The sequence below is a fragment of the Caballeronia sp. M1242 genome (genome assembly GCF_017220215.1).
In the GTDB taxonomy this organism is placed as follows: domain Bacteria; phylum Pseudomonadota; class Gammaproteobacteria; order Burkholderiales; family Burkholderiaceae; genus Caballeronia.
Genome location: NZ_CP071132.1, coordinates 269,854 through 290,704 on the forward strand (window position 1 = coordinate 269,854; position 20,851 = coordinate 290,704).

18 protein-coding genes are annotated in these 20,851 nt (G+C 61.9%); 10 read left to right on the top strand and 8 right to left on the bottom strand.

The genetic code is table 11. The features are described from left to right. Window positions 1-154: 154 nt before the first annotated feature. Both acnD and prpF read left to right on the top strand, forming a co-directional pair. Window positions 155-2,752 (top strand): Fe/S-dependent 2-methylisocitrate dehydratase AcnD, encoded by a 2,598-nt coding sequence (gene acnD / locus JYK05_RS24730; protein ID WP_206470890.1) that lies wholly within the window; start codon window positions 155-157, stop codon window positions 2,750-2,752. Window positions 2,753-2,783: 31 nt separating this feature from the next. Next, window positions 2,784-3,986: a 2-methylaconitate cis-trans isomerase PrpF gene (prpF, locus tag JYK05_RS24735; RefSeq protein ID WP_206470891.1), complete on the top strand. Its 1,203-nt coding sequence runs from the start codon at window positions 2,784-2,786 to the stop codon at window positions 3,984-3,986. An 84-nt stretch (window positions 3,987-4,070) separates the two neighbouring features. Here prpF and JYK05_RS24740 read toward each other — a convergent pair whose 3' ends face one another. Further along, window positions 4,071-4,817, bottom strand: coding sequence for a glucose 1-dehydrogenase (locus JYK05_RS24740; RefSeq protein WP_206470892.1), 747 nt, complete (start codon window positions 4,815-4,817; stop codon window positions 4,071-4,073). A gap of 168 nt (window positions 4,818-4,985) precedes the next feature. Next, the gene (locus tag JYK05_RS24745) at window positions 4,986-5,981 is read right to left on the bottom strand and encodes a LysR family transcriptional regulator (RefSeq protein ID WP_206470893.1); all 996 of its coding nucleotides are present in this window, start codon (window positions 5,979-5,981) and stop codon (window positions 4,986-4,988) included. A gap of 100 nt (window positions 5,982-6,081) precedes the next feature. Here JYK05_RS24745 and JYK05_RS24750 point away from each other — a divergent pair, with 100 nt between their 5' ends. Together JYK05_RS24750 and JYK05_RS24755 are read left to right on the top strand one after the other, a co-directional pair. Then, window positions 6,082-7,479, top strand: coding sequence for an MFS transporter (locus JYK05_RS24750; RefSeq protein ID WP_206470894.1), 1,398 nt, complete (start codon window positions 6,082-6,084; stop codon window positions 7,477-7,479). A 55-nt stretch (window positions 7,480-7,534) separates the two neighbouring features. Next, window positions 7,535-8,785 carry an amidohydrolase family protein gene (locus tag JYK05_RS24755; protein ID WP_175946147.1) on the top strand — a complete coding sequence of 417 codons (1,251 nt, stop codon included), beginning with the start codon at window positions 7,535-7,537 and terminating at the stop codon, window positions 8,783-8,785. Window positions 8,786-8,803: 18 nt separating this feature from the next. On the opposite strand, the gene JYK05_RS24760 is transcribed toward JYK05_RS24755, so the two are convergent. Both JYK05_RS24760 and JYK05_RS24765 read right to left on the bottom strand, forming a co-directional pair. Beyond that, entirely contained in the window at window positions 8,804-9,355 is a 552-nt protein-coding gene (locus JYK05_RS24760; protein ID WP_175946145.1) for a hypothetical protein, read from the bottom strand. A gap of 135 nt (window positions 9,356-9,490) precedes the next feature. Then, window positions 9,491-10,246: a FadR/GntR family transcriptional regulator gene (locus tag JYK05_RS24765; RefSeq protein ID WP_175946143.1), complete on the bottom strand. Its 756-nt coding sequence runs from the start codon at window positions 10,244-10,246 to the stop codon at window positions 9,491-9,493. 463 nt (window positions 10,247-10,709) lie between these two features. On the opposite strand from JYK05_RS24765, the gene JYK05_RS24770 reads away from it, so the two are divergent. After that, window positions 10,710-11,123 carry a hypothetical protein gene (locus JYK05_RS24770; protein WP_175946141.1) on the top strand — a complete coding sequence of 138 codons (414 nt, stop codon included), beginning with the start codon at window positions 10,710-10,712 and terminating at the stop codon, window positions 11,121-11,123. Window positions 11,124-11,145: 22 nt separating this feature from the next. Here JYK05_RS24770 and JYK05_RS24775 read toward each other — a convergent pair whose 3' ends face one another. Both JYK05_RS24775 and JYK05_RS24780 read right to left on the bottom strand, forming a co-directional pair. After that, window positions 11,146-11,394, bottom strand: coding sequence for a hypothetical protein (locus JYK05_RS24775; protein WP_241270145.1), 249 nt, complete (start codon window positions 11,392-11,394; stop codon window positions 11,146-11,148). A gap of 30 nt (window positions 11,395-11,424) precedes the next feature. Next, the gene (locus tag JYK05_RS24780) at window positions 11,425-11,691 is read right to left on the bottom strand and encodes a hypothetical protein (protein ID WP_175946139.1); all 267 of its coding nucleotides are present in this window, start codon (window positions 11,689-11,691) and stop codon (window positions 11,425-11,427) included. A 236-nt stretch (window positions 11,692-11,927) separates the two neighbouring features. Here JYK05_RS24780 and JYK05_RS24785 point away from each other — a divergent pair, with 236 nt between their 5' ends. From JYK05_RS24785 to JYK05_RS24805, 5 genes are read left to right on the top strand one after another with little or no spacing between them, the layout of a single operon-like run. Further along, window positions 11,928-12,179: an acyl carrier protein gene (locus tag JYK05_RS24785; protein ID WP_206470911.1), complete on the top strand. Its 252-nt coding sequence runs from the start codon at window positions 11,928-11,930 to the stop codon at window positions 12,177-12,179. Then, window positions 12,176-13,441, top strand: coding sequence for an acyl-CoA dehydrogenase family protein (locus tag JYK05_RS24790; protein ID WP_175946137.1), 1,266 nt, complete (start codon window positions 12,176-12,178; stop codon window positions 13,439-13,441). Before JYK05_RS24785 ends, JYK05_RS24790 begins: the two co-directional genes overlap by 4 nt. A gap of 2 nt (window positions 13,442-13,443) precedes the next feature. After that, window positions 13,444-14,517 (top strand): amino acid--[acyl-carrier-protein] ligase, encoded by a 1,074-nt coding sequence (locus JYK05_RS24795; RefSeq protein ID WP_175946135.1) that lies wholly within the window; start codon window positions 13,444-13,446, stop codon window positions 14,515-14,517. After that, window positions 14,514-15,506: a DUF1839 family protein gene (locus JYK05_RS24800; RefSeq protein WP_175946133.1), complete on the top strand. Its 993-nt coding sequence runs from the start codon at window positions 14,514-14,516 to the stop codon at window positions 15,504-15,506. The genes JYK05_RS24795 and JYK05_RS24800 overlap by 4 nt, the downstream gene beginning before the upstream one ends. Before the next feature lie 57 nt (window positions 15,507-15,563). Then, the gene (locus JYK05_RS24805) at window positions 15,564-18,041 is read left to right on the top strand and encodes a glycoside hydrolase family 2 protein (protein ID WP_206470895.1); all 2,478 of its coding nucleotides are present in this window, start codon (window positions 15,564-15,566) and stop codon (window positions 18,039-18,041) included. Window positions 18,042-18,060: 19 nt separating this feature from the next. On the opposite strand, the gene JYK05_RS24810 is transcribed toward JYK05_RS24805, so the two are convergent. Both JYK05_RS24810 and JYK05_RS24815 read right to left on the bottom strand, forming a co-directional pair. Further along, window positions 18,061-18,348, bottom strand: coding sequence for a hypothetical protein (locus JYK05_RS24810; protein WP_206470896.1), 288 nt, complete (start codon window positions 18,346-18,348; stop codon window positions 18,061-18,063). Window positions 18,349-18,433: 85 nt separating this feature from the next. Continuing rightward, window positions 18,434-20,674 (bottom strand): TonB-dependent receptor, encoded by a 2,241-nt coding sequence (locus JYK05_RS24815; RefSeq protein ID WP_241270150.1) that lies wholly within the window; start codon window positions 20,672-20,674, stop codon window positions 18,434-18,436. Window positions 20,675-20,851: the final 177 nt, after the last annotated feature.

Genomic DNA, 20,851 nt, shown 5'->3' on the forward strand with positions numbered 1-20,851 from the left:
CCGTCTCAGCCCGGCGCTCGATTCGGTGATGCCGTCACCGAGTCGGGCGCTCGCGGCGCCTACAATAGCCCGAATCTTCGAATGAAGGGTCGCCCTTTTGCATGACCCTTCGAGCGTGGCATGTCAAAGACCATGCAATGACCGAGACACCGCAATGAATAGCGCAAACCGCAAACCCCTCCCCGGCCTCTCGCTCGACTACTTCGATGCGCGTGCAGCCGTCGAAGCCCTCGCGCCGGGCGCGTATGACACGCTGCCCTACACGTCGCGCGTGCTCGCCGAGAATCTGGTTCGCCGCTGCGACCCGGCGATCCTCGATGCATCGCTGATGCAACTCATCGAAAGAAAGCGCGAACGCGATTTTCCGTGGTTTCCCGCGCGCGTCGTCTGTCACGACATTCTCGGGCAGACGGCGCTCGTCGATCTCGCGGGCCTGCGCGATGCCATCGCGGACCAGGGCGGCGATCCCGCGCAAGTGAATCCCGTGGTGCCCGTGCAGTTGATTGTCGATCATTCGCTCGCAGTGGAATGCGGCGGCTTCGATCCGGACGCCTTCGCGAAGAACCGCGCTATCGAAGACCGGCGCAACGAGGATCGCTTCGATTTCATTAACTGGACCAAGAAGGCATTCAAAAATGTTGAAGTGATTCCGCCGGGCAACGGAATCATGCATCAGATCAATCTGGAGCGGATGTCGCCTGTGATTCACGCGGTCGATGGCCTCGCCTATCCGGATACGCTCGTGGGCACCGACAGTCACACGCCTCACGTCGATGCGCTCGGCGTCATCGCTATCGGCGTGGGCGGCCTCGAAGCCGAGAATGTCATGCTCGGCCGCGCGTCGTGGATGCGGCTGCCGGATATCGTCGGCGTCGAGTTGAGCGGCATGCGCCAGCCGGGCATCACGGCCACCGATATCGTGCTCGCGCTCACCGAGTTCCTTCGCAAGGAGAAAGTGGTCGGCGCATACCTCGAGTTCTATGGCGAAGGCGCATCGAGCCTCACGCTCGGCGACCGCGCGACAATCTCGAACATGGCGCCCGAATACGGCGCGACGGCGGCGATGTTCTATATCGACGAGCGCACGATCGACTATCTGCGCCTGACCGGCCGCGACGAGAAGCAAGTGAGTCTCGTCGAGCACTATGCAAAAACCACTGGCCTGTGGGCCGATTCGCTCGCGCATGCGCAATATGAACGCGTGCTGCGCTTCGATCTCTCCACCGTCGTGCGCAACATGGCGGGTCCGTCGAATCCGCATCGACGCTTGCCCGTTTCCGAGCTCGCGGCGCGTGGCATCGCGCGTGAATGGGAGAACACGCCCGGACAGATGCCGGACGGCGCGGTCATCATCGCGGCGATCACGAGCTGCACGAACACGAGCAATCCACGCAACGTGATTGCAGCAGCGCTGCTCGCGCGCAATGCGAATGCGCAAGGGCTCACGCGCAAGCCGTGGGTGAAGTCATCGCTCGCGCCCGGTTCGAAAGTGGTCGAACTGTATCTGCACAAAGCCGGCCTGTTGCCCGAACTCGAACAACTCGGTTTCGGCATCGTCGCGTTCGCATGCACGACGTGCAACGGCATGTCCGGCGCGCTCGATCCCGTCATTCAGCAAGAGATCGTCGATCGCGATCTGTACGCCACCGCCGTGCTCTCCGGCAATCGCAATTTCGACGGACGTATTCATCCGTATGCGAAGCAGGCGTTTCTCGCGTCGCCGCCGCTCGTCGTCGCGTATGCCATTGCGGGGACCATACGCGTCGATATCGAACGCGATGCGCTCGGTATCGGCAAGAACGGGCAGCCTGTCTATCTGAAGGACATCTGGCCGAGCGATGAAGAGATCGACGATATCGTCAGACAGAGCGTGAAGCCCGAGCAGTTCCGCAAGATCTACGAGCCGATGTTCGCGCTGAACGCCGCGAGCAATGAGTCAATCAGCTCGCTCTATGACTGGCGCCCGCAAAGCACCTATATTCGCCGTCCGCCGTATTGGGAAGGCGCGCTCGCAGGCGAACGAACGCTCAAAGGCATGCGCCCGCTCGCGGTGCTCGGCGACAACATCACGACGGACCATCTCTCGCCGTCCAATGCGATCCTCGCAACGAGCGCGGCCGGTGAATACCTCGCAAAAATGGGCTTGCCCGAAGAGGACTTCAATTCATACGCGACGCATCGCGGCGATCATCTGACGGCGTTGCGCGCGACGTTTGCGAACCCCACGCTCATCAACGAGATGGCAGTTGTGAATGGCGAAGTAAAGAAAGGCTCGCTTGCTCGCATCGAACCTGAAGGCAAGGTGACGCGCATGTGGGAAGCCATCGAAACGTATATGGAACGCAAGCAGCCGCTCATCATCATCGCGGGTGCGGATTACGGGCAAGGCTCGTCGCGCGACTGGGCCGCGAAGGGCGTGAGGCTCGCGGGCGTCGAGGCGATCGTCGCCGAAGGCTTCGAGCGCATTCATCGCACGAACTTGATCGGCATGGGCGTGTTGCCGCTCGAATTCAAGCCGGGCATGAATCGGCAGACGTTCGGCATAGACGGCACCGAAACCTATGACGTGATCGGCGAGCGCACGCCGCGCGCGGATCTCACGCTCGTCATTCATCGCACGAATGGCGAGCGCGTGGAAGTGCCGGTGACGTGCCGCCTCGATACCGCGGAAGAAGTCTCGATCTACGAAGCCGGCGGCGTGTTGCAACGCTTCGCTCAGGACTTCCTCGAATCGGCGAAGGCAGCGGCCTGATCGCGCACGCTGCATCCAACAAAGGAATCACATGGCTTACGCACCTCAGATCAAGATCGCCGCGACCTACATGCGCGGCGGCACCAGCAAGGGCGTTTTCTTTCGCCTGAACGATCTGCCCGAAGCGGCGCGCGTGGCGGGACCCGCGCGCGATGCGCTGCTGTTGCGCGTGATCGGCAGCCCCGACCCGTACGGCAAGCAGATCGACGGCATGGGCGGCGCGACGTCGAGCACGAGCAAGACCGTCATCGTCTCGAAGAGCACACGGCCCGATCACGATGTCGACTATCTGTTCGGGCAAGTGTCGATCGACAAGCCGTTCGTCGACTGGAGCGGCAACTGCGGCAATCTCTCGGCGGCAGTCGGACCGTTTGCCATCACGAGCGGCCTTATCGATGCTGAGCGCGTGCCGGACAACGGCATCGCGATCGTGCGTATCTGGCAGGCGAACATCGGCAAGACGATCATCGCGCATGTGCCGATCACGAAGGGCGCCGTGCAGGAAACGGGCGACTTCGAACTGGACGGCGTGACGTTTCCGGCCGCAGAAATACAACTCGAATTCGTCGATCCCGCAGCGGAGGAAGAAGGCGCGCAAGGCGCAATGTTCCCCACAGGCAATATCGTCGATGATCTCGAAGTGCCAGGCATCGGCACCTTCAAGGCAACGATGATCAACGCGGGCATCCCGACCATCTTCGTGAATGCAGAAGACATCGGCTATAAGGGCACCGAGCTTCAGGACGCGATCAACGGCGACAACGCGGCATTGACGCGTTTCGAAACCATTCGCGCCTACGGCGCGCTGCGCATGGGGCTGATCAAGAGCCTCGATGAGATTGCCCAACGCCAGCACACGCCCAAGATCGCGTTCGTCGCGCGTCCGGCGGAGTACGTTGCGTCGAGCGGCAAGCGCATCGGCGCGGAAGATATCGATGTCCTCGTGCGTGCGTTGTCGATGGGCAAGCTACATCACGCGATGATGGGCACCGCCGCTGTCGCCATCGGCACGGCCGCCGCGATTCCCGGCACGCTCGTCAATCTCGCGGCGGGCGGTGGCGCGCGTCAGTCGGTGCGCTTCGGTCATCCGTCCGGGACGTTGCGCGTCGGCGCGGAAGCGGTCGAAGCGAACGGTGAATGGTCAGTCAAGAAGGCCATCATGAGCCGCAGCGCGCGCGTGCTGTTCGAAGGCTTCGTGCGTGTGCCCGATCCTCGGGACAGCGTGTCTGAGTAGCCACTTGAGGCGGCGCCCGATGCATCGCAAGGCTCGCTGCGCCGCCGATTCGCTGCTCCCTGTGGAGAAGCGCGAGACGCCGTGTTAGCGCAGCCCGCCGCTCGCGATGATGCTCTCGCCCGTCAGCCAGCGCGCTTCGTCCGATGCGAGGAACACCGCGACTGACGCGATATCGTCCGGATTCCCCAGCCGGCCGAGCGGCGTCTGAGCGACGATGCCCGTTTCCATCTCCGAGCCGATGATGCCTGCGGTGTGCGTGCCTTCGGTCGCGACCATGCCGGGATTGATCGAGTTCACGCGAATCTTCCTCGCGCCGAGTTCGCGCGCCAGCACGCCCGTGATTGCATCGACGGCGCCTTTGGTGCCGCTATAGACCGCGCTCGCGGGCGGCGTGATGCGGCTCACGACCGAGCTCACGTTGATGATGCTCGCGCCTTCGCCCAGATGCTTCGAAGCGGCCTGCGTCACGAGTAGCACGCCCAGCACGTTCACATTGAACTGCTTATGGAAATGCTCTTCGGTGATCTCCTCGATGGGCGAGAACTCATAGATGCCCGAGTTGTTTACGACGATATCGAGGCGGCCATAGGTTTCCACCGCCGCATTCACGACGCCTTTGGCGTCCGCTGCATTCGACACGTCGCCACCGACAGCGATGGCCTTTCCGTTAGCCGCGACGATATCGGCCACGACCGCGTCCGCGCCATTCCGGCTGCTTGCGTAGTTCACCACCACCGATGCGCCTTCCGCCGCGAGCGCCTTCGCGATGCCAGCGCCGATACCCTTCGATGCACCCGTGACGACAGCCACTTTGCCTGCGAGCTTGCTCATGATCGTTTCCTTGGAATATTGAATACCATGAAGATGGAGTCGGCGTTCGGCTCACCGCGTCGAAGCGCCACGTCGCCAATGTAGACATCTCCCGCATGACGATAAAGCGGCCGGAAACGAATTGACTGGCTGGCAATAATGAACAATGCATGCAAAAGACCAAAGACATCAGGCGACCGGGCGTGCGGAAGTCCGCCCGTTTCGTCTCGCCGATGTCTTGCGCCGGCCGCCGCTTGCGGGCGCCGCCAGTTGCGGCGCGGCGAACATATCGACCAGTTGCTCGCGCAGCCAACGGTGCGCCGGCAGCGTTTCGTTGCGCTGATGCCAGAAGAGGCTGATGACGCGATCCGGCGCCTCCAGCGGCGCGCGCACGCTGACCAGTTCGCCGCTTGCCGCCGCCCTTTCGCACAGATCGCTCGGCAGTACGCCGATCAGATCGCTCGCGCGGATCATGTCGCACGCCACGGTGTAATGGTTCACCGTCGCGACGAGATTGCGCCGCAGTCCGCGTGACGCGAGAAAGGTATCGAACGTGGGCTGCGTCTGCCCCGCGAGGCTGACATCGACGTGACGCGCGTTCAGAAAGCGTCGCGTCGTCAGCCTGCCCGCTTCGGCGAGCGGGTGATCGCGCCGCATGATGCATCCATAATCCACGGTCCACAGCGAACGCGAGCGAATATGCGCCGGCGGCAGCGTTTCGTTCACATAGACGCCGATCAGATAATCCACGCGATTGCCCTCCAGCAGCGCGGGCGCATCGAGCAGGATGTTTGGCACCGTATGAAAACGCACGCCGGGCGCAGTCTTACCGAAGCGCGTGATGAGTCGCGGCATGACGATGCCCGCGACGTAGTCGGACATCGACAGGCTGAAGTTCACGTCGGCGAGCGATGGAAGGAAGGTCTGCTCGTCGAGCGCGCCGCGGATGCGGGCGAGCGACTCCCCGATGGGCCCCCACAACGCCATCGCGCGCTGAGTCGGCGCGACGCCCGCGCCGTGGCGCACGAAGAGCGGGTCGCCGAAGGCCTCGCGCAACCGGCCGAGCGCGTTGCTGACGGCCGGCTGCGTGAGCGACAGCTTGGTGGCTGCCCGCGTGACCGCGCCTTCGGTCATCAATGCTTCGAATACTTTCAGCAAATTCAGGTCAAGCGTACGGAAGCTCATGAACCATTCAGTCCGTCAATGGATGGGATCACGATTATAAATATGGTTGAAGATGCACGCGCCCTAGAATGAGCGGATCGTCGCCTGCCTGGAGAGCCCTGTGTCGAATGTATCCGCGCGCATCGAACGTCTTCCTTTCGGACGCTTTCATTGGCGCCTCTTGATGATGGGCGGCTTCGGCTATGCCTTCGATGCCATGGACGCCGCAGCGGTCGCGTTCGTGCTCCCGGTGCTGCGGCACGACTGGGCGCTGACCAGCGTGCAGACAGGCGTCCTCGGCAGCGGCAACTTTATCGGCTACTTTTTCGGCGCGCTGTTCGCGGGCACGCTCGGCGATTCGATCGGCCGGCGCAAGGTGATGATGTATGCGCTACTGCTCTACAGCGTCGCGTCTGTCGTCAGCGCGATGACCGATTCGTGGCCCACGTTCCTCGCCTCGCGCATCGTCGCTGGCATGGGCACGGGCGCGGAAAGCGCGATCATCGCGCCATATCTCGCGGAGTTCGTCGCGAAACGCTATCGCGGCGTCTTCACGGGCGCGCTCGCCGGCTTCTTTTCGTTCGGCTTCGTCGCGGCCGCGCTGCTCGGCTATTTCGTCGTTCCGGCGTTTCCCTCGGGCTGGCGCACCGTGCTCTTCATCACGGCGCTTCCCGTGGTCATGCTCTTGTGGTGGCGCCGCTCGCTGCCCGAGTCGCCGCGCTGGCTCGAAAGCCGCAAGCGTCACGACGACGCCGACCGCGTGCTCGCCGACATCGAAGCGGATTTCGCGCGGCAAGGCATCGCGCTACCGGCTGCCGCAGCCGTCGGTCCGACCGGCGCGCCGCCCGCGCCCACCGGCACGCTCGTCGCGAACTTCCGCGCGCTGTGGGCAGGACGGCAGGCGCGCATCACGGTCAAGACCTGGCTGATGTGGCTCTCCATCACGTTCAGCTATTACGCGTTCTTCACATGGATTCCCGGCCTGCTGGTACAGCACGGCATGAGCATCACGCGCAGCTTCGGTTATTCGCTCGCGATGTACGTCGCGCAAGTGCCGGGCTACTTCACGGCGGCATGGTTGAACGAACGCATCGGCCGGCAAGCGACGATCGCCTCGTACATGCTGTGCGGCGGTGCCTGCGCGCTCGGCATGGCGTTCGCGAGCACCAACGGCGAGATCATGCTGGCGGGCATCTGCCTGTCGTTCTTCATGAACGGCACGTATGCCGGCGTCTATGCATACACGGCCGAAGTCTTTCCGACCGCCGTGCGGACGACCGGCGCGGGCACGGCGTCGGCCATCGGCCGGATCGGCGCAATCGTCTCGCCGATTCTCGTCGGCTATCTGTATCCCATCTCCGGCTTCGCGGGCGTGTTCGGCGCGACGACCGTCGTGCTGCTGCTCGGCGCGCTGGCGGTCGTGGTGATGGGCGTGCCGACGCGAGGACGCTCGCTCGAAGACATTGCAGCGGGCGAGGCGGAAGACGTGGCATCGGTCACGCACGCCGCCAAGTATTGAATACATTCGATTGAATACATAACGCCGAATGCAAGTTTTCCCCGGAGACTCACCCGTGCAAAGCATCCTTTTCCAGAACGCCGCCCTGCTCGATCCCGCGAGAGCCGAAGTGCTCGACGCGCATCACGTCCTCGTCGAGAACGGCGTCGTCAAGGAGATATCGGACAAGCCGCTGAAGAGCGCGTCATCGCGCGTCATCGATCTCAAGGGCAAGACGTTGATGCCGGGGCTCATCGACCTGCACGTGCATGTCGTGGCCGTGCAATTGAATCTGTCGCAGCAGGTCCATATGCCCAATGTGCTCGTCACGCTGCGCTCAGTGCCGATCATGCGCGGCATGTTGCGGCGCGGCTTCACCACCGTGCGCGATGCCGGCGGCGCGGGCCACCCGCACAAACTCGCGGTCGAAAGTGGCCTGGCCGTGGGACCGCGCCTTTTCGTTGCCGGACGCGCGCTCAGCCAGACCGGCGGCCACGGCGATATGCGCGCCCGGTCCGACTATATGGGCGACAGCGCGCCGTGCGGATGCTGCGTGCGCGTGGGCGCGCTCGCGCGCGTCGCGGACGGCGTGGACGAGGTGCGCCGCGCGGCGCGCGAGGAATTGCAGATGGGCGCCGATCATCTGAAGATCATGGCGTCGGGCGGCGTGGCATCGCCTACCGATCCTGTCGGCGCATACGGCTATGCGGAGGACGAAGTGCGTGCCATCGTCGAGGAAGCGCGCGCCCGCAATACGTATGTGATGGCGCACGCGTACACGGCGGATGCCATCGCGCGAGTCGTGCGCTGGGGCGTGCGCACGATCGAGCACGGCAACCTGATCGATGCGCCCACCGCGAAGCTGATGGCCGAACACGGCGCCTACGTGGTGCCGACGCTCGTCACCTACGAAGCGCTGGCGTCGGAGGGCGCGCAGTACGGTCTCGGCGAGGAAAGCGTCGCGAAGATCGAGGATGTGCGCGAGGCGGGTCTGCGATCGCTCGAAATCTATCGCGAGGCAGGCGTGAAGATGGGGTTCGGCTCGGACTTGCTCGGACCTTCGCAGCGGCTGCAAAGCGATGAATTTCGCATTCGATCCGACGTGCTCGGCAATGCGGCGGCGCTCGCGGCCGCCACGACGACGGCCGCCGAAGTGCTCGGCCTGCCCGGGAAGCTCGGTTGCATCGCGCCGGGCGCGTGGGCCGACATGATCGTGGTGGACGGCAATCCGCTCGAAGACATTTCCTGCATGCTGGGACAGGGCGAGCGGATACCGTTGGTCATGAAGGGCGGCGAGATCCAGTTCGACGAACTCGAAGCGCGCTGACGCATCGCGCCCAGGCGCTTATTCCCCGGCGTTTTCGTCGACCAGATGAGCGATCTCGTCGACTTCGATGGTCCGGCCGAGCCGGTTCTTCACGCCATATCCCCACGCATGCACGTGGGCGCCCGGCGTCAGATAGTCCGACAGCGCCTCGGCCGCGTGCGGCGGCATGCGCAGCGACGTGCCGTCGTCCAGCAGGGCGCCGCGCAGCTCGCCTTTCGGACCGTGGAGCGCGATCAGCACTTCGCCCGACGCTTCCATCTGGCGCATTTCGACTTCGGGCGGATGATGCTTGCCGTCCGAGTCCGGGCCTTCGTCGAGGATAGTGCGGCCCGCCTTCGTCATGACGGCGACGGCCGCGATCATGTCCGCGCCACGCAGCTTGATGCCGCGCACCGTGACGGCATCGCCGATCTTCACGTTGCGCGCCAATTGCTTCGACAGATGCGGCGGGAAATGAATTTGCCGCGAGTCGTCCAGAATGAATCCGTCGAGCTCGCCGTGGGGATTGAGCAGAAATCGCGTGACCGTACCGCGCGTTTGCGGCAAGCAGTCAGGGTCGATCCAGTGCATCCGTGCTTCTCCTTTCGATAAGGTTCGGTCGATACTTTGCTTTTTGCATGCAGACGCATGCATGCGGCATGCAGCATGCAAAACGCGAACAGCAAGAGTCTCGCCTTACAGACAGGAAAGCCGGAGTACTCGGTGTCAGCCGGCGTCTGAAGTCTTCGCCGACACCTCTTGCGCACGCCGCAGCCGCTCGCGGCTGTTCGAGAGGTGCATGCGCATCGCGGCGCGCGCCGCCTCCGGATCGCGGCGCTCGATTGCATCGTAGATATCCTCGTGCTCGCGATTCACGCGGTCGAGGTAACTGCCCGGATCATTGTGCGCGAGCGCGGCCGAATTCACTCGCGTGCGCGGAATGATCGTATTGCCGAGCTGGCTCAGGATGCTGTGGAAGTAGCGGTTGCCGGTTGCCTTCGCCAGTTCGAGATGGAATGCGACGTCCGCTGCAACGGCGTTTTCCGTGCCGGAAGCGATGTGCCGTTCGAACTCATCCAGCGCGCGACGCATCTGCGCTAGGTTCTCGTCTGTGCGGCGCATCGCCGCCAGCCCTGCGGCCTCCGCTTCGAGACTGATGCGCAGTTCGAGGATCGCCATCACGTCGCGGATGGTCAGGTCGCCGGCGGCTTCAATCTGGAATCGGTCATGGTCGCCCGCCTCCAGCACGAACGTGCCGATGCCATGCCGCGTCTGCACGAGCCGCGCCGCCTGCAGCCGCGAAATCGACTCGCGCACGACGGTGCGGCTCACGCCGAGCTGCGCCATGATCTCGGATTCAGTGGGCAGCTTGTCGCCGGGCTGAAGCGCCCCGCTGCGAATCCGCTCGGACAGTTCGGCGACGACCTCCTCGGTGAGATTGCGGGAACGGCGAAGCGCGCCAGGCGCGAGTGCAGGAGACATGAGTGAACCGGTCGTAGAAAGGCCAATGGCCCATTATAGGGCGCAGACCCGCTTGTACGATGACTATTGCACACCAGCCATGCGCCCTCTGCCGCCGCGCTTGTATGCAAAGTGCAATCGTTACGACGGTAATGGATGTCTGAAACTACGCATTGAAATGCCGAAAGTTGGGGCGTAGAGTTCACGTACTGCATGAAGTGAACGCCATGTGCTCCTGACCCTACCGCACATCTCTTGTTCGCTTTCTCTCGGGGCTCGTGAATCCCATGTCCGCATCCGTTGGATTCGCCATCTTCCGCGCACGCGCGAGCTATCGACAGATGCGGATCTCGGCCGCCGCAGTGAATTGCATCCAACATTAAGGCGCGAACTAGCGCGATCGCGGGGCGGCCGGCAGTCCGCATCCCCTCCTATGATCTGGCGGGCTATGCATCAGCAATACGGGACGGCAAGGAGACGAGCAATGATGCGTGAAGTAACCGGGGCGTTCTGCGGCCCGCGCAAGCTGGACGAAGCACTTGAAGACCTGCGCGCCGAAGGCATTGCGGGCGACCGTATCCGCGTGGCCTGCGTGGAGCCCCACGCGGAGATCCAGATGTCGATCGCGCTCAGCGCCAGTTCGCCCACGCAATGGATCACCGCCGAACATGCCGGTTATGCGCCGTATTTCGAGGACGACACGATCGGCGCCGAATCGCCATGCGCCGACATTCTTCCGGACTTTCGTGATCGCGATGTGGCCGGCCACGCTGAAAGCCTCGGCACGGTGACGCGAGTCATCGTCAGCATTCGCGACGAAGCGGAGATGCGTGCCGTGTGCGACATCTTCTCGCGTCTCGGCACCGACGATATCGACGCCGAAAGCGCGGCGGTCTGACTCGCCGCGCTCGGCCCGGGGGCTACTGCGGCGTCGTATCGGCAGGCTTCGCCTTCTTCTTGTGCTTGAAATGGAAGCCGCCCTTGTGCGTGCTTCCCGGTGCGGACGTATTGTCTCCGCCCACCGTCGGCCCGGCGGTCGCAGCCCCGTGCGCGTTGCCGCCGCCGGAGCCGCCGTTGCCATTGCCGCCCGCCTGCGCCATTGCGCTGCCCGAGGCCAGCGCCATGCTGGCCGCCAACGCGATCAGCCCTGCCAGTCTGCTCGTTCTCATCTCGTTTGCTCCGTTTGTCGAGGTTGATTGTCACGCGCCTGCTTCTGTCGATTCTTTGCATTCTTTATGCGGCATGCAGCACGCATCATGCAATTCGCGATAGAAGACGGAGCCGGTGGCGAGTTCAAATACACCCGCCGACGAGCCGCCTTCCGAACCGCCGAGAGACCTAGAGCAGGTTTCGTGCTCGTTCCCCTCGCCCGTATGCAAAGCATGCTTCTGATCAACGCCCTTTGGACCGCTGACTTTCTGTTTGATTACAGACAGCGCTTTCGCAAGGACGAAGACATCGCTCATCGAAGGCACCGTGCGCCATCGCACGGACGTACACCCCGCGGAATCCGTTAAATACGATCAAACAACCTCGATGGCGAGTGCGAGGGTTCAGTGGATCGAATGACATTCATTGAGCGAATACACCGCCGCCCGTACGCCCCGGTTTGAATAACGTAAATGGCGTTCGTTGAGGGGAATGCCCTTGAGCGCCTAACTGGCCGGTCGCACCGTTGGCCAGGTACAAGGGACCAGACATAATGAAAACTGAATTGCGCCGCATCCTTTCCGAATCCGCACGCCTCGACGTGCCCATCGATACCCTTTCCGACAGCGACGATCTTTATGCCGCCGGTCTTTCTTCGCTTGCCACGGTTCACGTGATGCTTGCGATCGAAGATGAGTTCGGCGTCGAAATCCCGGACCACATGCTTACGCGCCGGCTCTTTTCCAGCGTGGATTCGCTCGCGGCCGCCGTGGAGGAACTTCGTCGTCAGCAGGCGGCAGCATGAACGCCGCCGCGCAGGAAGCCGAGGCGTCGCAATTGGCCGAACTCGATCGCAGCGCAGGCGCCCGTAGCGAGACTGAGTTGCTCGAAGCCGCGCGTCGCGTCGCCGCGATTGCAGCGAAACACGCGAGCGCCGTCGACAAAGAAGCGCGCTTTCCCGCAGAGGCCGTCGCCGCGATGCGTGACGAACGGCTTTTCTCCGCCATGGTGCCCGTGATTCATGGTGGCGACGGCCTCTCGCTTTCAGGCGTCGCTCGCCTGTGCGAAACGCTCGCGCAAGGCTGCGCGTCCGCCGCCATGATCTATGCGATGCATCAGAGCCAGGTGATCTGCATCGTCGATCACGGCGCGAATGTGCAGTGGCAGCGCGATTTCCTCACACGCATGGTGAGCGAGCAATTGCTGCTCGCCTCCGCGACCTCTGAGGAGACGATCGGCGGCAATATGCGAACGAGCGCGTGCGCGGTCGATCTCGTCGATGGCGCGTTCACGATCGAGAAGCTCGCGCCGACGATCTCATATGGCAAGTACGCCGACTGCATTCTCGTTACCGCACGCCGTCATCCCGATGCCCCGCCCTCTGATCAGGTACTGATCGTCGCGCCGCGCGAGACCTGTACGCTCGAACAGCGCGGCACATGGGACACGCTCGGCATGCGCGGCACATGCAGCGAGGGCCATCGGCTCGTCGCAAGCGGGACTGCAGAGCAGATTCTCCCCGTACCGTTTTCAAAGATCGCCGACGAAAGCATGCTGCCTGTATCGCATACGCTGTGGTCGTCGGTATGGATCGGCATTGCAGCGGATGCAGTGAATCGCGCGCATCAATTCTTTCGCAATCAGGCGCGTGGAAAGCCGGGTGCGTTGCCGCCGTCGGCGTCGCGGCTCGCACAGGCCGTCACGCTCATTCGCATGATGCAGGCGCGCCTGCGTGAATCGCTCGCGGCGGTGGAAGCATCGCAGCGAGAACGTGTGATACGTCAGGCAAGCCATGCAGACGACATCGATGCGCCGCTCACCGCATCCATCGGCCTTGCATCGGACCTCAACATGCTCAAGCTCTCGATTTCACAATCGGCGGTGCATGTGGTGCAAGAGACGCTGATGATCTGTGGAATGGCCGGCTATAAAAACGACACGCCTTTTAGCGTGGGGCGGCACTTGCGCGACCTGCATTCCGCGCCGCTCATGATCAGCAACGACCGCATTGAATTGAACACGGCGAATCTGCTGCTCGCGCAGCGCGCCGCAACCGGGGACCTTTAACCATGAACATGCCGACGGAACAAGCCGCGCTCGTGCCGGCCGAAGCAACCGCGCAAACCCAATCGAACGCGACGCAAACACACTACGACAAGTCGGACGTCACGTTGCGGGACCGCCTGATCGAAGCGGGCATTCTCATCGATACCGGCGAAGACGGACTCTATGGCCGCAGTGCGATTTTCGAAGATATCGTCGAACGACTGAATCAGGCGATTACGTTGCTGGGCGCGGACCAGCACGCAGAAGTACTGCGTTTTCCGCCCGCCATGCGCCGCCGCGACTTTGAAGACAGTGAGTATCTGAAGAGCTTCCCGAATCTCGCCGGTACGATTCATTCGTTCCAGGGCAGCGATCGCGGGCATCATCGCCTGCTGGAAGCGCTCGAAAAAATCGTTCATATCGGCGAAGAGGAGGAACGCTCCGACGAATGGATGGACCAGCAGAAACCCACTCGCCTCGTACTCACCCCGGCCGCCTGCTATCCAATCTATCCGCTCGTTGCCAAACGCGGAAACCTCGCGAAGGACGGCGCGACGTTCGACGCATTCTCCTACTGCTTCCGTCATGAGCCGTCCATCGATCCGGGCCGCATGCAAATGTTCCGCATGCGCGAATATATTCGCGTCGGCAGTCCGGAACAGGTCATGGCATTCCGCCAGAAATGGATCGAACGTGGCTCGCTGCTCGTGAATCTCTTGCAGTTGCCGTTCGAAATCGATCTCGCCAACGATCCTTTCTTCGGGCGCGGCGGCAAGATCGTCGCGGATAGCCAGCGCGCGCAGCAATTGAAGTTCGAACTGCTCGTTCCTGTCGCGACGCCAGACCGTCCGACCGCATGCCTGTCGTTCAACTATCACATGGAACACTTCGGCGAGTTGTGGAACATCCGTCAGGCAGACGACGCCGTCGCGCATACGGCATGCGTCGGCTTCGGCATGGAGCGCACCACGCTGGCCCTGTTCCGCCATCACGGTCTCGATGTCAAGGCATGGCCTGCGCCCGTGCGTGAATTGCTTTGGGGAGATGCAGCGCCGATCATCTCCAATGGCCTTGCCAACATGGGTCGAGACGCATGAACGCGCGCTCGCCTGCAGAAGCGTTGACTGGCGCGGACGACGAAGCAAGCCGCCATGCATTGCATCGCGGCGAGCGCGTCTGGCTCGAAACCAATTGCTATGTCGATTTGTGGATCGAGCTATTGCATCACTTCGGCTGTGATCCGCACGCGGCGCTCGGCTTCACGGTGACGCAAGCGTTCGAGGGAGACCAGTTCACGTTTCCAAAATTCTCTCTCGACGATATCGGCAGGCTTTACGGCCTGCAAGCGCAAGAGCTCGCCATTTACGATACGCTCGAAGCACACGTCTGCGAGCAGACCAAACGCGGGCATGTAGTGGTCGCCGAAGTCGACGCGCACTATCTGCCCGATACGCGCGCCACCGCTTATCGTCAGACGCACTCGAAGACGACTATCGCGATCGACTCGATCGACGCCCAAGCAAAACGCCTCACGTATTTTCATAACGCGGGCTATTTCGCGCTATCGGGCGAGGACTATGACGGCGTCTTTCGATTGATGCCGGATCTCGCGAGCGATGTGCTTGCGTTATTTCCGTACGTCGAATTCGTCAAGCGCGCGAGGCCGCCGCTCGAGGGACAAGCATTGGTGCAACGTTCGCTCGAACTACTCAAGCTGCGTCTCGTAGATCGGCCGGGCGCGAATCCCATCACGCAATGGCGCACTGAATTCCCCGAGCATTTGCAGAGACTCCTCGAACGCGACGTCGCCTATTACCATCTGTACACGTTCAACGTCATGCGCCAGCTAGGTTCGAACTTCGAATTGCTGTCGAAATATATGACCTGGTTGAGTGAGAATGGCGTAACCATTCCAGAGGACATTCGGAGCAACGCACAGGCCATTGCCAGCGAAGCGATGGTAATGCAGTTCCGGCTCGCGCGGGCACGCATGCGTTCGCGTCCGGACTCATGCAGCGACTGCCTGGACTCACTCGAAGCGGCGTACGAGAAAGTGATCGAGCCGCTCGCCTCGCTTCTTCTTTAGAACCTGTGCCGCGCGTCGACGCGGCACAGGTTCTCATTCATCCCCAAAGGCTGTGATATGAATGGCTCCCCGCTCGCGCCTCGCCACCTGGACGCAGGGTGGCAATGCGCCAGCACGCCTGCGGGCGCATATACGACGCCCATGGCGCTCGACGCTAGCTTGAAGTGGCTCGATGCGCCAGTGCCGGGCACGGTTGCTTCCGCGCATCGCGCAGCCGGCGTGGACGACGAAGCACTCGCCCAACCATTCGCGCTCTCGGACCATTGGTATCGTCTGACGCTGCACGCGGAAGGAAAGCGACGCCTGCGCTTCAATGGACTTGCCACCATAGCCGAAGTCTGGATCGACGACCGCAAGCTATTGGAGTCGGACTCGATGTTCATCGCGCATGACATCGACTACGAATTCACAGGGAGTGCCACGCTCCACCTTTGCTTTAGGTCGATTACGTCTGCGCTTGCCGCGAAACGCGGGCGAGCTCGCTGGCGTCCGAGGCTTGCGCAACCCGCAACGCTGCGCAACATCCGTACGACCCTGCTCGGCCATATGCCGGGATGGTGTCCGCCAGTGCAACCTGCTGGGCCTTGGCGCCCCGTGGAATTGATCGGCGAGTCGCCTGAATCCATTGATCGAGTCGACCTAGCGTCGCGTGTAGAAGACGGCGATGGCGTCGTCGATCTAACGGTGCGGTTCTTTCACGCGCAAGCACCGGATGATATGCGCCTGCAATGCGGCGAGGCGTCGGCCACGCTGATCTGGAAGGACGCGCATACCGTGACCGGTCGCGTGCGCGTTTCACGAGCGCGCTTATGGTGGCCTCATACGCACGGACAACCTGCGCGTTATAAAGTGCAACTCGTCGGAGCATCGACAGGCGTCGTCTCTTTGGGCGAGGTCGGCTTTCGCACGATTGAAGTGGACCGTGGTGCGGATAAGGCCGGCTTCCGACTCGTCGTGAATGGCGTGCCGATCTTTGCGCGCGGGGCGTGCTGGACATCCGCCGATATCGTTGCACTGGATGCATCGCGAGAGAAGCTCGCATCCATCTTCGACGCATGTCGTCGCGCGGGACTGAATATCATTCGCGTGAGCGGCACCACGCTCTATGAGTCAGACACGTTTTACGAGCTTGCCGACGAATACGGCATTCTGGTCTGGCAAGACTTTGCCTTCGCCAATTTCGATTACCCGACTGACGAGCGCTTTAAGCGCGCCGTGCAGCAGGAAGCCGAGCAGTTCCTTGCGCGCACACGGCGCTTTGCGTCGCTCGCCGTGTTATGCGGCGGAAGTGAAGTGCATCAGCAAGCGGCCATGCTCGGGCTTCCGTTCGACGCCTATCAGCAACCGCTCTTTACGGAACAATTGCCGTCGATCGTCGCAGCTATGCGTCCCGACGTACCGTACCTGGTGAACTCACCGAGTGCCGCGCCCGGCGATACGTCGTCGATGCCCTTCGGCACGCGCGGCGGCATCACGCACTACTACGGCGTTGGCGCATATCAGCGTTCCTTCGACGATGTGCGCCGTGCTGATGTTCGCTTTGCAAGCGAATGCCTTGCATTCGCCAATGTTCCCGATAACGCCGCGTTGCGGCTCGCGCCGAACGCCTCGCGACCGCATGAGCCGCGTTGGAAGGCCGGCGTGCCGCGCGATCCGGGCGCTGCATGGGACTTCGACGACGTGCGTGAGCACTACTTGCGCACGGTCCACGGCGTCGACGTAGCGCGTTTGCGGTACGAAGACCCTGAGCGGTATCTAACGTTGTCGCGCGCCGTTGTCGCCGACGTGATGGGCGCAGTCTTTTCGGAATGGCGACGCAAAGGCTCGTCCTGTGGCGGTGGCATCGTATGGAATCTGCTGGATGTGCGGCCGGGCGCTGGTTGGGGAATCATCGATGTAAACGGCGTTCCCAAAAGCTCTTTGCATGGCCTCGCTCGCGTGCTTCAGCCGGTGCAAGTGCTAATCACGGACGAAGGCCTCGACGGGCTCGATCTTCATCTCGTGAACGAAACGGCGCACGACATCCGCGCCCGTGTGGTGCTCAATTGCTTGCGCGATGGCGCAGTCAAAGTGGCGGGCGGTTCGTGCGAGATGATGTTGCCCGCTCGGGGCGTCGAGCGAATCAACTCGAATGCTCTCTTGGGCGCGTTCTTCGATACGACCTATGCCTATCGCTTCGGCCCACGCGCTCACGATGCGACTCACGTCGTTTTAAGCGACATCGCCACAGGTGAAGTATTGTCTGAGGCTTTTCACTTTCCTGATCTCGGCGTTGCAGACCGCCGAGATCCTGGCCTCAGCGTGAATGTCGAGAAGCATGCTGCGGGATGGTGCCTCGACATAACCACCACGCGACTCGCGCGCTGGGTACATGTCGACGACCCCAACTACTATGCGGAAGTCGACTGGTTTCATCTCGCGCCTGGAAGCACGCGACGCGTTCCGCTCGTCGCACGGCGCCCCGACGTCTCATCGAAGCCGGAAGGCGAAGTCTTTTCATTGAATGGGATTGCGGGTACGTTGTATAGAGCGTGAGGCGCTTCTACTGGTTGCTCTACGGCGCTTCTTTTGGGTGATCACTCTGAGGAACGCCATACAGCGCATCTAATGCGTGTGAAAATTGCTCTGCGCACCCAATGCGCAGTAGAAACTTGTCGATACGAATCATCTCTATCATGCCTTCCGCTTCAATGATTCGATAGAGCGCCCCGGATTCGTTCATGATGCCGACCCGCATGCACGAGCGCGGCCCCGGCAAGCAGGTCGCGTGTTTCGACACGAAGTCCAGGATCTGCGCATCGAGCGCCGATCTGGCTGCGCCATTGATCAGATGGCTGCGCATGCGGGTTCGTTACTTTCGGACCTGCTCACAATAGCACGGCTCACTAGAGTCGCCACTATCAAACAGCGACCGAACGCGTTGCAGACTACTTCCACGCGTACCGGAGACCTACCCAAATGCCACGGGGCGCGCCCACGCCCAGGAACTGTTCATTCGTCGTATCAGTTCCGCTGAATGTATGGTTAGGTCCATTGAAGGCGTTCTCGCCGAGTATGGCAAAGCTCGCATAGCGCTTGTTCAGAAGATTCTTCACCGTTGCATAGATCTGCAACTGCTTCGTCACGCTATAAGTCGTATCGAGGTCGATCAGGAAGTAGCCTGCGACGCTGCCATTCACATCCTGATTATTCTCGTCCCCGCGCGCGAAGAAATTGCTCCGGTATGTCAGGTTGCTACCGACATTCCAACGCGAGACCGGCGTGTAATCGACGCGAAGCTTCACCGTATTAGACGGGATGCCGGGAATGCGGTCACCCGAATGCACGGTAATGTTGCCGTCACCGTCCGCGCTCGAATTGCTGGGGCTATGCTCGACCCACGTCGAGCGATAAGTCGCGTCGACATAGCTATAGCTCGCGCCGACGCTAACGGGCCCCCATTGCGTCCGGCCTGCAAGCTCGAAGCCCTGGCGACGCGTCTTGCCCACGTTCTGGAAATACCCGAGCGTGCTCGAGGCGCCTTGGCTGCTGACGAACTGAATATCATCCGACAGCGTCGTGCTGTATGCCGCAGCGCTCCAGGTTGTCGCGTTGCCGATCCGGCCGCGCGCACCGACTTCGAATGTACGCGAGATCACCGGCTTGAGGTCCGGGTCTGCAATGAAGTCATTCGGTAGAGAGCAAGGTGCATTGGGATCCGCGCAAGCGAGTTCGATGGCAGTGGGCGAGCGCATGCCTTCGTTGTACGTGGCGTACGCGGTAAGCCATGACGTCGGATTCCAGTTGAAGCCAATAGCGGGGTTGAAACGCGAGAACGTGTGTTTTCCGTCGAGCAAAGGCTGCACACCGCTTTCATCGCCGATAGTCGCTTTGGACCAGTTGTATCGTCCCGCCAGCGTCATCGACCATTGCTCGGTGAAGGAGAACGTGTTCTCGAAGTAGATGCCCCAGTTCTCGTTGCGCGTCCTCGCGTTCGTGCCGGAAACGAACGGGCCTATGCCAAGCGTCGCGCGAGTGTCCGCGAATTCCGCCGGCTGTGTCGCTTGCGTGAAGTGGGTGTTGGCAAAGTCGCCTGCCGCGCCGAGAACAAGTTGGTTGTCTTTGCCGAATAGCTTGTTCAGCAGTGTAAGTTGGAGGCTCGCGCCATAACTGTCGGTCAGTACGACCGATTGCTGATTGGTCGCCTGTACGAGGTCGATATCGTTTTCGCCGCCGCCCGTGCCCGGGTTGTAGTCGTCATTGACATTGCTGCTCGTGTTCTTGTTGCGATAGTGCCGGTAATAGACGTTTCCACTCAGCTCCACGTTGGGCGACAGATAGCGCTCGGCATTGATCGTGATATAGCCGAGTTGGTTCTCGTTCGTGTCGGGATAGGTGTACGCCTGGCGAAAGTTGTCGAGAAACGACCGGGGGATGGTTTGCGATCCGCTGAGCGTATTGTCGGCGCCGCCCATCGACACCGACACAGTGGTATCGGCATCGGTGTACCGCAGTTTCCCGAATGCCTGACGCAAGCGGCTCGAATTGTGCTCGGCCCAGCCGTTGTCATTCGTGATGTTTGCCGTGAAGTAATAGTCGAGGTGATCGCCTATCGCACCGCCCTGTTCGAACTGCGCCGCCTTCCTTCCCCAGGATCCGCCGCTTACATCGATATTTCCGCCGGGGTTACTACGGCCGTTCTTCGTCGTGACGGCCACCGCACCGCCGAGCGTATTGAGCCCGAACGTCGGATTCGAGCCCGGGATGATCTGCATCGTCTGAATGGCCGCTTGCGGAATCAGATCCCAGTTGACCACATCGCCGAACGGTTCATTCACTCGCACGCCATCGAGAAAGACCGACAAGCCTTGCGGCGTTCCGAGCAAAGGAGAAGCAGTGAATCCGCGATAGAGAATGTCGGTTTGGGAAGAATTGCCTTGTGCGTCGTTGGTGTCCACGCTCGTCACATTTCTCTGCATGTAATCCGCGATGGTCGAAGTGGTGGACGTATGCTGCGATTGCAATTCACTGCCCTTGATGGTTTGGACATTAGCAGGCACCTTCTCCAGCGGAGTGCCGACGCCCACTAGCGGCGTCGTTCCGATGACTACGATGGTCGGCAACTCCGTATTCGCAGTCGATGCCGCGTCCGGCGCGCTCGCCCCTTGCGCCCATGCCGCCGCAGTCATGCTCGCGAGCGCGCCGCCGACCGCCACCTTATAGCTCGCGCGGAGCGTAAGCGAGCGCGCCTGCTTAGATGTGCAGGAATTGCTCCTCATCGTCGTCTCCTGTCATATTATTTTGTCAAGATACACGTGAGCTGTTCCGACTTTGTAAGAGTCGCATGACGCACGGTGCGCGCGCCG